This window comes from Luteimonas yanweni (assembly GCF_039548475.1).
In the GTDB taxonomy this organism is placed as follows: domain Bacteria; phylum Pseudomonadota; class Gammaproteobacteria; order Xanthomonadales; family Xanthomonadaceae; genus Luteimonas.
Map to the genome: position 1 here is coordinate 344,320 of NZ_JBCLVC010000008.1, position 12,829 is coordinate 357,148.

Genomic DNA, 12,829 nt, shown 5'->3' on the forward strand with positions numbered 1-12,829 from the left:
GTGCAATGAGGTCCCCAAGGCATGAGCGACAGCTTCCTGTTCTACGATCTCGAGACCTGGGGCACCGATCCGCGGCGCACGCGCATCGCGCAGTTCGCCGCCATCCGCACCGACGCGGAGCTGCGTGAGCTGGGCGAGCCGATCGACTTCCTGGTCCGTCCCGCGAACGACCTGCTGCCCTCGCCCGGTGCCTCGATGGTCACCGGCCTGGCGCCGCAGGACACGCTGGCCACGGGCCTGTCGGAGACCGAAGCCTTCGCCCGCATCGTCGATGAGATGGGTCGCCCCGGCACCTGCACGCTGGGCTACAACTCGCTGCGCTTCGACGACGAATTCGTCCGCCATGGACTGTTTCGCAACTTCCACGATCCCTATGAGCGCGAGTGGCGCAATGGCAACTGCCGCTGGGACCTGCTCGACGTGATGCGGCTCGCGCACGCGCTGCGCCCCGATGGCATCACCTGGCCCACGCGCGAGGACGGCGCGACCTCCTTCAAGCTGGAACACCTGGCCGAAGCCAACGGCGTGCGCACCGGCGACGCCCACGAAGCGCTGTCCGACGTGCGTGCGCTGATCGGCCTGGCGCGCCTGTTCCGCGATGCGCAGCCGCGGCTCTGGCAGTACGCGCTTGCGCTGCGCAACAAGCGCCACGTCGCCGGCATGCTCGACCCGATCGCGATGACACCGTTGCTGCACATCTCGCAGCGCTATCCAGCGGCGCGGATGTGCGCCGCCCCGGTGGTGCCGATCGCGGTGCATCCCCGGATCGGCACGCGGATGATCGTCTACGACCTCGACACCGAGCCCGACGCGCTGTTGTCCCTGTCGCCTGAAGAGATTGCCGCGCGCCTGTACGTGCGCTCGGCGGACCTTCCCGAAGGCGTGGCCCGGGTGCCACTGAAGGAGATCCACACCAACAAGTGTCCGGCGCTGGTCCAATGGGATCACCTCCGCGCGCCGGACTTCGAACGTCTGGGCATCGATCGCGACGTCGCCGAATCGCGCGTGGAACGCATTCGCGCCCACGGCCCCGAGCTTGCCGAAAAGGTCCGTCGCGTCTTCGCCGGCGACCGCGCTGGCGACCGCACGCCTCCCGACGTCGATGCCGCGCTCTACGACGGCTTCATCGGCGATGGCGACAAGGCCCGGCTGGCCAGGGTCCGGGCCACACCGGCCGCAGAGCTCGGAACGCGTGACTTCGGCTTCCAGGACCCGCGGCTTCCGGAGCTTCTGTTCCGCTACCGCGCCCGCAACTGGCCCGACACCCTTGATGCTGCCGAACGGCTGCGCTGGGACGACTACCGCCGCCGGCGCCTGTGCGACGACGCGAGCTTGTCGGAATGCGTCTTCGACGACTACTTCGCCGACATCGCGCGCCTGCGCGGCGAACATGCGGGCAGCGACGAGCGCGTCGCCCTCCTAGACCGACTGGAACGCTGGGGTCGCGACCTGGCGGATGACCTGGCTCCCGCGAGCGCACCCCCCGCGGCTGTAGCCGGCTCCGACCACGAAAACGACAGCTGCAACATTTTCACGACGCCCGACAAGCGCGCTGCAGACCGATGAGCGCCTACTTCAGTGACAGGACCTTCCGCTTCTTGCGCGCCCTGGCGCGCAACAACGCGCGCCCCTGGTTCCATGAGCACAAGCAGGACTACGAAACGCACGTGCGCGCGCCCCTGCAGCAGCTCATCACCGACCTCCAGCCCGACCTGGCCGAGGTGAGCCTGCAGTTCCGCGCCGATCCGCGCACGGTGGGCGGATCGCTGTACCGGATCCAGCGTGACACGCGCTTCGCCAACGACAAGCGGCCCTACAAGACATGGCAGGGCGCACGGCTGTTCCATGCCAGGCGCAAGGAGCTGGCATCGCCGCTGTACTACCTGCACATCGAGCCGGGCAGTTGCTTCGTCGGCGCCGGGATCTGGCGGCCGGAGTCGTCCGTGCTGCGCCAGCTCCGCCAGTTCATCGTCGATAACCCTGCCGGCTGGAGCGCCGCCGCGCACGCGCCCGCATTCAAGTGCCGCTATGCGCTGGACGACGGGGACATGCTGGTGCGCCCGCCGCGCGGCTTTCCCGCCGATTTCGAATTCATCGACGACCTGCGGCACCGCAGCTTCGTTGCGTGGCGCGCGCTCGATGACGCCACCGTGACCGGACCACGCCTGCGGCAGACGCTGGCGAAGGACCTGCACAACCTTGCGCCCCTCGTCGACTATCTCTGCGCCGCGCTGGACCTGGAGTTCTGACCATGGCAACACGACGCGAGCTTCGCTGGCTCCCCTGGGCCGCCACCGCGCTGTTGCTGGCGCTGCTGGCCTGGGTCGGCAGCGGCCCATGGCGCACCATCGAAGGCATCCGCCAGGCGGTGAAGACCGAGGATGCGCGGGCGTTGGCGCGGCACGTCGACTTCCCCGCGCTGCGCGCCAGCCTCAAGCCCCAGCTGCAGGACCGGATCGTGCGCGCAGCCGGCGCCGAGGCGCAGTCGGGCCCGTTCGCCGCCTTCGGCCTGACCGTGGCCACGGGCCTGGCGGGCGGACTGGTGGATGCGATGGTGACGCCGGCCGGCCTGGGTGCGCTGATGGAAGGCCGCAAGGTCTGGAACCGGGTCGGCGGCATCCCGCCGCCCACGCGCAGCGACACCGGCGCGCAGCCGGAGCCGATACCTGATCCGCGCCTGCGCTTCGAGTCGCTCTCGCGCATGTCGGCCACAGTCACGCTGGACGACCGCAGCGAGCTGGTGCTGGTGCTGACGCGCAAGGGCACGCGCTGGCGACTTTCGGAGATCCGCCTGCCGGCACCGGACGCCCCGCCAACGGCGGCACCCGGCGGCCGGAACTGATCAGGCGGACTCGCGCAACAATTCCGGAACGGGCACGGGCGCGCGTTCCGGACGCAGCTTCGGCATCACGCCAGGCGGCGCGGCCACGGCACCGTTTCGAGGTTCGCCGCGCGCCGCGCCCTGCGCTTCGCCCGGCTGCGCTTCGCCCGGCGCTTCGCCCTGCCCCAGGAACGCCTCCAGCGAATCATCCATCGCCTCCATCCACGGCGTGTGGTGCGGCGGTGCGAGGGTGCCGGTGATGGCTGAGCGATAGCTCCTGTTGCGGTAGTCGAGGATGCCCGCCTGCTTGTCGCGCAGCCATTCCTTGAACATCTGCGCAACGCCTTCGATCGCGAACTCCGGATAGTCGGTGCGGTCGACGAGGTCGCGCACATAGGCGGCCTGGAAGTCGATGTCTTCGTCGGCGCTGGTCGTGGCGTTCTCGCGCGCGAACCATTCCGCGCTGTCGGCGCGCATGGCCTCCGCGTCCGGCAGTGGCGTGCGCCCGAGGATCACGTCGCGCGCGAACCACGCCTGGGCGTCGAACATGTTGAAGGTGTAGTACTGGTCCTGCATGCCGAGGTAGATGAGCTTCGGGTTGTCGATCCAAAACACGCCCTTGTACAGGCCTTGCGGGTAAAGACGGTTGCCGGTGCGCAGGGTCAGTTCATCGGGCAGGAACGGGAAGTGGTGCTGGTAGCCGGTGCACAGGATGATCGCGTCGACCTCCTGGCTGCTGCCGTCGACGAAATGCGCGGTGTTGCCCTCCACTCGAAGCAGCAGCGGACGCTCGCTGAAGGCTTCAGGCCAGTCGTAGCCCATCGGCGCGCTGCGGTAGCTGAAGGTCACCGACTTCGCGCCGTATTTGTGGCACTGGGTGCCGATGTCCTCGGCCGAGTAGCTGCTGCCGACGAGCAACAGGTCCTTGCCGGTGAACTCGCAGGCGTCACGGAAGTCGTGCGCATGCAGCACGCGGCCCGGGAATTGCGACAGGCCTTCGAACGCGGGCGCATTGGGCGTGGAGAAATGACCGGTGCCGACCACCACCCAGTCGAACTCCTCGCTCACCATGCGGTCTTCCTCCAGCTCGCGCACGGTGACGGTGAACTTGCCGGTGTCCTCGCTGTATTCCACCGAATGCACGGCGGTGTTGAAGCGGATCTGGTCGCGCAGGCCGCTGCGTTCAATCCGCCCCATGATGTAGTCGCGCAGCACCGGCCGGGGCGGATACGACGCGATGGGCCGGCCGAAGTGCTCTTCGAAGCTGTAGTCGGCGAACTCCAGGCACTCCTTCGGGCCGTTCGACCACAGGTAGCGGTACATGCTCGCGTGCACGGGCTCGCCGTGCTGGTCCAGGCCGGTGCGCCAGGTGTAGTTCCACATTCCCCCAAGATCGGACTGCTTCTCGAAGCAGACGATTTCAGGGACCTCGGCACCCGCGCGGCGGGCGGCATCGAAGGCGCGAAGCTGGGCCAGGCCGCTGGGGCCGGCGCCGAGTACGGCGATACGCTGGGTCATGTGGTTTGTCATCTCCTGTCAGGGGCACGCCCAACCGGAGCGTGCCCACGCGCGAAAGGCGCGAAGCACCGGCCGGGGATGGAAACCACGCCGACCGGCGTGCGAAGGCCCGCTCTGCGGGCGACACGCGGCGGACCGCGCGAAAAATCGTGGAATGCCGGAGGGAGGCCGCCCGGAGCCCGGCGGATGCCGGACATGCACGCGGGCTGCGGAATCCCCTTCGACGGCACGCGTAAAATCATCGAAACAGACGCGATCTGCCGTCATCTGCACGAAATGCCGCGCAATTATAACACGCACGCACAGCCGCCACGGTGGCGGCTTCAACCGGCGTTCGAGACCCCGTGCGGAACATGCCCCGTTGTCACGTGCATGCGTGCCGAGTCGATGTTGTGCAGCGAGTCATCGAAGAAGATGTCGGCGCCGAACACGTCCAGGAACGGGCCCTTGGCGCGCCCGCCGAGGAACAGCGCCTCGTCCAGGCGCACGCCCCATTCGCGCAGCGTGCGGATCACGCGCTCGTGCGCAGGAGCCGAGCGCGCGGTCACCAGCGCCGTGCGGATGGGAGACGCCTCGCCCGGTGGATACGCCGCCTGCAGGTGGTGCAGCGCGTCGAGGAAGCCGCGGAACGGGCCGCCCGAAAGCGGCTCACGCGCACGCTCCACTTCGTGGAGGTGGAAGGCCTCGATGCCGGATTCGCGCGAGACACGCTCGCCCTCGTCGCCGAAGATCACCGCGTCGCCATCGAAGGCGATGCGCAGCTGGTCGTGGCGGTGGGCGGGAGCCTTGGCCGGCAGGATGGTCGCGGCGGCCACGCCGTTCTCAAGCGCTGCGCGCACCGAATCCGGGTTGGCCGACAGGAACAGCTGCGCGCCGAAGGGCCGGATGTAGGGCCAGGTCGGCTCGCCCGACGTGAAGGTGGCGCGCGAAATCGCCAGCGCATGGTGCTGGATGGAGTTGAAGATCCGCAGGCCGGTATCGGCCGAATTGCGCGACAGCAGGATCACCTCGACCCTGGGCGCATCGGCTGCCGCGCCGTCGTTCAAGGCCAGCAGTTTGCGCACCAGCGGGAAGGCGATGCCGGGCTCGAGGATCTCGTCCTCCTTGGCGCGCTGGTGCTCGGCGTAGGCGTCGATGCCATCGCTCTCGAACAGGGCGTGGCTGTCCTCCAGGTCGAACAGCGCCCGGGAGGAAATGGCAACGGTCAGCGGCGGCAGGACATCGGAAGGCATGCGCCGAGTATGCGCGATGGCGGTCGCAGGGCGCGAGACGCGCGCCGGGCCGGCCGCGACTCAGGTTTCGAACTGCTCGCTCAGGATGCGCTCTTCAAGATTGTGCTCGGGATCGAACAGCAGGGTCACGGTGCGCTCGCGCGACTCCTGGATGGTGACTTCGACCACGTCGCGCACCTCGTGCGAGTCGGCCGTCGCGCTCACCGGCCGCTTGTATGGATCAAGCACGCGGAAGCGGACCACAGTATCGGCCTTGAGCAACGCACCGCGCCAGCGCCGCGGGCGGAACGGCGCGATCGGCGTCAGCGCGACCACGCTGGACCCGAGCGGCAGGATCGGCCCGTGCGCGGAATAGTTGTAGGCGGTGCTGCCGGCCGGGGTGGCCAGCATCACGCCGTCGCAGACCAGCTCGTCCAGCCGCACCTGGCCGTTGAGTTCGATCGAGACGTGCGCGGCCTGCCGCGTCTGCCGCAGCAGGGAGACTTCGTTGTAGGCCAGTGAACCGACGCTGGCGCCCGATTCGGTCGCGACGACCATCTCGAGCGGCCGCAGCACCGCCGGCTCGGCGGACTCGAGCCGCGCCATCAGGTCCGGCAGCACGTCGCCGCGCTGGTAGTGGTTCATCAGGAAGCCCACGCTGCCCAGCTTCAGGCCGTACACCGGCTTGCCAAGCGCACCGTGCCGATGCAGCGTCTGCAGCATGAAGCCGTCGCCGCCGAGCGGACAGAGCATGTCGGCCTCGTCAGGCGTGCACTGGCCGTGGCGCGCGGTGAACTGCGCAAGCGCGGCCTGCGCCTCCGGGGCGTTGCTGGCAAGAAAGGCGATGCGCGGCGATCCGGTCATGCCCGGAGCATACCGCGCAGGCGTTGCCGATGAAGCCTGTCCGCGCGTCCATCGCGCGGACAGGCCGGCCGATCGCCCCTCCCCCTGACCCACTGCCCGGGAAAGGGAGGCAGGCCGGGGCCCGGCTAGGGGCCCTGGCTCAGCTGGCGCTGGCGAGCTGCCCCAGCCGGCGCACCGCCACCGATGCCGTCGGATAGTCGAGCGTCTTCTGCGCGGCCAGCTCGTCGAGCATGCCCAGCGTGAACTTCAGCGCCGCATCGTCGCGACCGATCCACTGCGCGACCTTGGCGTCGGCGTCGCGGCCCGGCATCGACAGCACCTGCGCGACCAGGGCGCGGTGCTGCGCGGCAAGTTCGTCGCGCAGCGCACCGTGGGCGACTGCGTGCCAGCGGCCGTCGACCACCAGCGAATCGATCTGCTGGAACAGCCACGGCAGGTTGAGCGCGTCGGCCAGACGGAAGTGCACGCGTGCCACGTCCACAGGCTTGCGCCTGCGCTCACGCGCCAGCTCGATGATGTCCGGGCTGGCCTCGAGGTAGGGCAGCGCCGCGAGCTGGCCACCAAGCGTGTCCGGAACGCCCCTGGCGCGCCAGTCGGCAAGCGACTGCTCGTAGGCCGGGCGCTGCGCGGCGGTGAGGATGTCCTCGCCGGCATGGATCGCCTGGAAGCCGTCGTGGTAGCGGTCGACCGCGCTGGTAATGGTGGGCAGCGCACCCGGCCGCGCCAGCAGCCAGCGGGTGAACGAGCGCTGCAGCGCCCAGATCACCTGCAGGGCATCGATCTGCACCGACTCGTGCACCTTGCCGTCCAGCGCGTCGATCTGCGCCCACAGCGAGCGCGCCTCGAGCGTCTCGCGGGTGACCGTGTAGGCCTTGGCAACCTCGGCCGGCGTGCGCCCGCTGTCTTCCTGCATGCGCAGCAGGAAGGTCGCGCCCATCCGGTTGATGGTGGAGTTGGTGACCGCGGTGGCGATGATCTCGCGCTTCAGGCGGTGCTGCTCCATCGCCTTGGCGTACTTCGCCTGCAGCGGCTGCGGGAAGTAACGCTGGAGCTCGCGCGACAGGTACGGATCTTCGGGGATGTCGGAATTGAGCAACTGCTCGAATGCGACCAGCTTCGAATACGACAGCAGCACCGCCAGCTCCGGCCTGGTGAGGCCCTGGTTGCGCGCCTTGCGGTCGGCGATCTCGGCGTCGCTGGGCAGGTATTCGATCTGGCGATCGAGCAGGCCCTGCGACTCCAGGGTGCGGATGAAGTGCTGCTTGGAGCCCAGGCGCGGCACGCTCATCCGTTCCATCAGGCTGATCGCCTGGTTCTGGCGGTAGTTGTCATTGAGCACCAGGCCGGCGACCTCGTCGGTCATGGCCTTGAGCAGCTTGTTGCGCTCTTCGATCTTCAGCTTGCCGGCCTGCACCTGCGCGTTGAGCAGGATCTTGATGTTGACCTCGTGGTCGGAGGTGTCCACGCCCGCGGAATTGTCGATGAAGTCGGTGTTGAGCAGCACGCCCGCCTGCGCGGCCTCGATGCGGCCGCGCTGGGTCATGCCGAGGTTGCCGCCCTCGCCCACGATGCGGCAGCGCAGCTCGCCGCCGTTGACGCGGATGGCGTTGTTGCCGCGGTCGCCGACGTCGGCGTGGGTCTCGCCCGCGCCCTTGACGTAGGTCCCGATGCCACCGTTCCACAGCAGGTCGACCGGCGCCTTCAGCACCGCCGACATCAGCTCGTTCGGGGTCATGGCCGTGGTGCCTTCCGCCAGGCCCAGCGCTTCGCGCATTTCCGGCGAGACCGCGATCGACTTGACGCTGCGCGGGAACACGCCGCCGCCCTTGCTGATCAGCGACTTGTCGTAGTCGTCCCAGCTCGAGCGCGGCACCTTGAACAGGCGCTGGCGCTCCTTGTACGACGTCGCCGAATCCGGGGTCGGGTCGACGAAGATATGGCGGTGGTCCATCGCCGCGACCAGACGGATGTGCTTCGACAGCAGCATGCCGTTGCCGAACACGTCGCCGGACATGTCGCCGATGCCGACCGCGGTGAAGTCCTGCTTCTGGCTGTCGTGGCCGAGCGCGCGGAAGTGGCGCTTGACCGACTCCCATGCGCCGCGCGCGGTGATGCCCATGCCCTTGTGGTCATAGCCCACCGAGCCGCCCGACGCGAAGGCATCGTCGAGCCAGTAGCCGTAGTCGCGGGAAATGCCGTTGGCGATGTCGGAGAAGGTCGCGGTGCCCTTGTCGGCGGCCACCACCATGTACGGATCCGGATCGTCGTGGCGCACCACGTCGGCCGGCGGCAGGATGTCACCGTCGATGGACAGGTTGTCGGTGACGTCCAGCAGGCCGCTGATGAAGCGCCTGTAGCAGGCGATGCCTTCGGCCTGCACGGCGTCGCGGTCGCCGCCCACCGGCGGGCGCTTGACAATGAAGCCGCCCTTGGAGCCGACCGGCACGATCACGGTGTTCTTCACCATCTGCGCCTTGACCAGGCCCAGAACCTCGGTGCGGAAATCCTCGCGGCGATCCGACCAGCGCAGGCCGCCGCGCGCCACCGGGCCGAAGCGCAGGTGGGTGCCCTCGACGTGCGGGCCGCAGACGAAGATCTCGCGGTACGGGCGCGGCTTCGGCAGGTCCGGCACCGCCGCGGAGTCGAACTTGAAGGCGATGTAGTCCTTGGCCGCGCCGTCGGCGCCGGACTGGTAGTAGTTGGTGCGCAGCGTGGCCTCGATCACGCCCACGAAGCCGCGCAGGATGCGGTCGTCGTCAAGGCTGGCGACGCCTTCCAGCATGCCCTTGATCGCGGCGTTGGCCGCGGCCATGGCGGCCGGCCGGCCCTTGTCGGCGGCCGGATCGAAGCGGGCCTGGAACAGCTCCACCAGGCCGCGTGCGAGCAGCGGATAGCGGACGAGGGTTTCTTCGACGTAACTTTGCGAGAACGGCACGCCCAGCTGCAGCAGGTACTTGCAGTAGCCGCGCAGCATCGACACCTCGCGCCAGCCGAGGCCGGCGGCGGCGACCAGGCGATTGAAGCCGTCGTTCTCGGCATCGCCGTGCCAGATGCGCGCGAAGGCCTCTTCGAACGCGGCCGGGTTCGGCTCGGCGCCGCCGACCACTTCAACCTCGAAGTCCTGGATGTACACGACCCGCTGGCCGGCGTCGCCGGTGGCCGGGCCGAGCAGGCGGTGCGGGTGCTCGGCGATCACGCGCAGGCCCATGTTCTCCATCATCGGCAGCACGTCCGACAGCGGCACGTCGTGGTCGGCGCGATACAGCTTGAGCCGAAGCGCGCTCTCGCCCGGTTGTTGGAGCGCGGAGCGCCGCAGGCTCAGGCGCAGGTCGTCGGCACCAGCCAGGGCGTCGAGCTGGGCAACGTCGGCGGCGGCGACCGCCGGGGTCGCGCGTTCGATATAGGGCGCAGGCAGCGCCCGGCCCCAGCCGGACGCCAGCGCCAGGCCCTTGGCCTCGCCGTGGTCGCCGATCAGCGCCTCGCGCAGGTCGTCCTGCCAGTTGCGCACGATCGACGCCAGCTGCGCCTGCAGCGCGGCCTCGTCGACCTCGATGGCCTCGCCGGTGCGCGGGCGGACCAGCATGTGCAGCTGCGCCAGCGGCGACTCGCCCAGGGTGACGTTGGCATCGACATGGTCGGCGCCCAGCGCGTCCTTGAGCATGGCCTCGACGCGCAGGCGTACCTCGGTGTTGTAGCGGTCGCGTGGCACGTAGGCGAGCACGGAGTAGTAGCGGCCGTAGTGGTCGCGGCGCAGGAACAGGCGGCTGCGCACGCGCTCCTGCAGGCCCAGGATGCCGCTGGCGACCCGCTGCAGCTCACCGCTGGAGGCCTGGAAGAGCTCGTCGCGCGGGAGGGTCTCGAGGATGTGCTTGAGCGCCTTGCCGCTGTGGCCGGTGTCGGCCAGGCCGGACGCGCCCATGACCTGCTCGTGGCGGTCGCGCACGATCGGGATGTCCCAGGGCCGGCGGTTATAGGCGCTGGACGTGTACAGGCCGAGGAAGCGCTTTTCGCTGACGGCCTTGCTGCCGCTCCGGTCGAAGCCGAGCACGCCGATGTAGTCCATGTAGCCCGGGCGGTGGATCGTGGAGCGCGCGTTGGTCTTGGTCAGGATCAGCGGTTCGACGGTGCGGTCGGTGCGCTGCGCACCCACCGTGCGCAGCAGGCGCGGCTTGCCGACGTCGCGGCCACGCAGCAGGCCGAGCCCGCTGCCGTCGATCGCCTGCAGCACGTCGTCGCGGCCCTTGCGGACCACTTCGTACTCGCGATAGCCGAAGAAGGTGAAATGGTTGTCCGCGGCCCAGCGCAGGAACGCCTGGATCTCGGCGCGCTCGGCGTCGGACACCGGCAGCGGCCCGTCCGACAGGCCTTCGGCCACCTGCTCCATGCGCGCGCGCATCGCGGACCAGTCACCGACGATGCTGCGCACGTCCTCAAGCACGCGGCGCACGGCGGCCTCGACGCGGGCGCAACCTTCCGGCGACTGGCGGTCAATTTCCATGTGCATCAGCGATTCGGTCGAGCCCTCGCCCACGCCCTGCAGCTTGCCGGCGCGGTCGCGCCTGAGCGACACCACCGGATGGCCCAGCACGTGCACGCCAACCCCGAGCTCGGCCAGCGCCATGGTCACCGAGTCGACGAGGAAGGGCATGTCGTCGTTGGCGATCTGCAGCACGGTGTGCTGCGTCTCCCAGCCGTGCGTGGCCAGGGTCGGGTTGAACAGGCGGATGCTGGCCGTGCCCGGCTTGCGCTTGCCGAGGAACGCGAGGAAATCGGCCGCCAGCGCGGCCCAGCCGTCGGCCTCGTGCACGCCGATCTCGTCATCGCCCATGCGCTCGTAGAAGGCCGCCGCGAACGCGCTGGCGTCGTCACCGCCGGCCTTGCCAACGCGCTTGCGCACGGCGGCGAGGACCGGGTCGAGCAGCTTGCCGCCACGCGCCTGGCCGCGGCGTTCGCTGACGGTGCTGGTGGCGTTGCCGGCCCTGGGGGCCTTGGCGTTCTCGGCGGTCGTGGAGCGTGCGGGGGCCTTCTTGCGAACAGTCATGTCGTCATCCGGATGCAATGAGGCCCGCACACAAGGCGCGGGCCGGGGGGTTATCGGGGTACCGCGGACAGTCCGGCGCCCGGCAGGGGAACCGGCTCGGGACGCGGGCAATGGCAGCTCTTCGGCACGTACTTCGGCCTGGTGGCGTCAGCGCAGCCCGGTCTCGTTCCGGGCAATCACCAGGCGTTGGATCTCGCTGGTGCCTTCGTAGATCTCGGTGATCTTGGCGTCACGGAAGTAACGCTCGATCGGCATTTCCTTCGAGTAGCCCATGCCGCCGTGGATCTGCAGCGCCTGGTGGGTGATCCACATCGCGGCCTCGGAGGCGGTGAGCTTGGCGATCGCGGCCTCGTTGCTGAAGCGCTGGCCCTGGCCCTTCACCCACGCCGCGCGCAGCGTCAGCAACAGCGATGCGTCGAGCTTGCACTTCATGTCGGCGATCTTGGCCTGGGTCATCTGGAACGCGCCGATCGGCTGGCCGAAGGCCTTGCGCTCCTTCACGTACTCCAGCGTCGCTTCATAGGCCGCGCGGGCGATGCCGATGGCCTGGCTGGCGATGCCGATGCGGCCGGCATCCAGCACGCCCATCGCGATCTTGAAGCCCTGCCCGTCCTCGCCCAGGACCTCGTCGGCCTGGACCACGTAGTCGTTGAACTCGATCTCGCAGGTCGCCGAGGCGCGGATGCCGAGCTTGGGCTCGGTCTTGCCACGGCCGAAGCCGCCGCGGGCGGTGTCGATGATGAAGGCGGTGATGCCGCGTGCGCCCTTGTCCGGATCGGTCATCGCGAACAGCACGATGTACTTGGCCACCGGGCCGGAGGTGATCCAGCTCTTCTTGCCGTTGACCACGTAGCTGCCGTCGGCCTGCTTCACGGCGCGGCAGCGCATGGCGGTGGCGTCAGAGCCCGACTGCGGCTCGGTCAGCGCGAACGCGCCGATCTCTTCGCCCTCGGCGATCGCGCGCACGTACGTCTGCTTCTGCGCCTCGGTGCCGTGGGTCAGGATGCCGTTGCAGAACAGCGAATTGTTGACCGACATGATGGTGGAATGCGCGGCGTCGGCCGCGGCAATCTCGACCATGGCCAGCACATAGGCGACCGGATCCATGCCGGCGCCGCCGTAGGCTTCCGGCACCTCGATGCCCATCAGTCCGTTCTGGCCCAGCAAACGGATGTTTTCGAGCGGAAACTCGCCGGTCTGGTCGTGGTGCTCGGCGCTCGGCGCGATCTTCTCCTGCGCGATGCGCCGGGCGACGTCCTGAAGCATCAACTGCTCTTCGGTAAAGCTGAAATCCACGCGCGGCTCCTGGTCGTGCCGCACATGCGCGCGGCAGCTGTTGGCAAGACCGCCATTCTAGCCTGCCTGCCGCGCCGC

General features: G+C 69.1%; 7 protein-coding genes and 1 pseudogene. 3 read left to right on the forward strand and 5 right to left on the reverse strand.

The window, feature by feature from the left end; translation table 11 throughout:
- Window positions 1–21: 21 nt before the first annotated feature.
- The 3 genes and pseudogenes from sbcB to WCE39_RS05655 all read left to right on the forward strand — a co-directional run.
- Window positions 22–1,464: pseudogene (gene sbcB, locus WCE39_RS05645) on the forward strand (exodeoxyribonuclease I); the annotation flags it as partial.
- Between the two features lie 98 nt (window positions 1,465–1,562).
- Entirely contained in the window at window positions 1,563–2,249 is a 687-nt protein-coding gene (locus WCE39_RS05650; protein ID WP_343275709.1) for a DUF2461 domain-containing protein, read from the forward strand.
- 2 nt (window positions 2,250–2,251) lie between these two features.
- A complete protein-coding gene (locus tag WCE39_RS05655) occupies window positions 2,252–2,842 on the forward strand; it encodes a DUF2939 domain-containing protein (RefSeq protein ID WP_343275710.1) in 591 nt (196 codons plus the stop codon).
- Here the strand turns inward: WCE39_RS05655 and WCE39_RS05660 are convergent, their stop codons facing one another.
- The 5 genes from WCE39_RS05660 to WCE39_RS05680 form a co-directional block, all read right to left on the reverse strand.
- Window positions 2,843–4,339, reverse strand: a complete 1,497-nt coding sequence (locus WCE39_RS05660; RefSeq protein WP_343275711.1) for a flavin-containing monooxygenase — start codon at window positions 4,337–4,339, stop codon at window positions 2,843–2,845.
- Between the two features lie 323 nt (window positions 4,340–4,662).
- The gene (locus tag WCE39_RS05665) at window positions 4,663–5,571 is read right to left on the reverse strand and encodes a 5'-nucleotidase (protein WP_343275712.1); all 909 of its coding nucleotides are present in this window, start codon (window positions 5,569–5,571) and stop codon (window positions 4,663–4,665) included.
- Window positions 5,572–5,631: 60 nt separating this feature from the next.
- The gene (locus tag WCE39_RS05670; RefSeq protein ID WP_343275713.1) at window positions 5,632–6,414 is read right to left on the reverse strand and encodes an NAD kinase; all 783 of its coding nucleotides are present in this window, start codon (window positions 6,412–6,414) and stop codon (window positions 5,632–5,634) included.
- A gap of 139 nt (window positions 6,415–6,553) precedes the next feature.
- A complete protein-coding gene (locus tag WCE39_RS05675; protein WP_343275714.1) occupies window positions 6,554–11,455 on the reverse strand; it encodes an NAD-glutamate dehydrogenase in 4,902 nt (1,633 codons plus the stop codon).
- Between the two features lie 147 nt (window positions 11,456–11,602).
- Window positions 11,603–12,775: an acyl-CoA dehydrogenase family protein gene (locus WCE39_RS05680; RefSeq protein WP_449283978.1), complete on the reverse strand. Its 1,173-nt coding sequence runs from the start codon at window positions 12,773–12,775 to the stop codon at window positions 11,603–11,605.
- Window positions 12,776–12,829 lie beyond the last annotated feature (54 nt).

Coding starts and splice junctions, on each gene's coding strand:
- WCE39_RS05650 (WP_343275709.1), top strand. CDS start 1,563: ATGAGCGCCTACTTCAGTGACAGGACCTTCCGCTTCTTGCGCGCCCTG.
- WCE39_RS05655 (WP_343275710.1), top strand. CDS start 2,252: ATGGCAACACGACGCGAGCTTCGCTGGCTCCCCTGGGCCGCCACCGCG.
- WCE39_RS05660 (WP_343275711.1), bottom strand. CDS start 4,339: ATGACCCAGCGTATCGCCGTACTCGGCGCCGGCCCCAGCGGCCTGGCC.
- WCE39_RS05665 (WP_343275712.1), bottom strand. CDS start 5,571: ATGCCTTCCGATGTCCTGCCGCCGCTGACCGTTGCCATTTCCTCCCGG.
- WCE39_RS05670 (WP_343275713.1), bottom strand. CDS start 6,414: ATGACCGGATCGCCGCGCATCGCCTTTCTTGCCAGCAACGCCCCGGAG.
- WCE39_RS05675 (WP_343275714.1), bottom strand. CDS start 11,455: ATGACTGTTCGCAAGAAGGCCCCCGCACGCTCCACGACCGCCGAGAAC.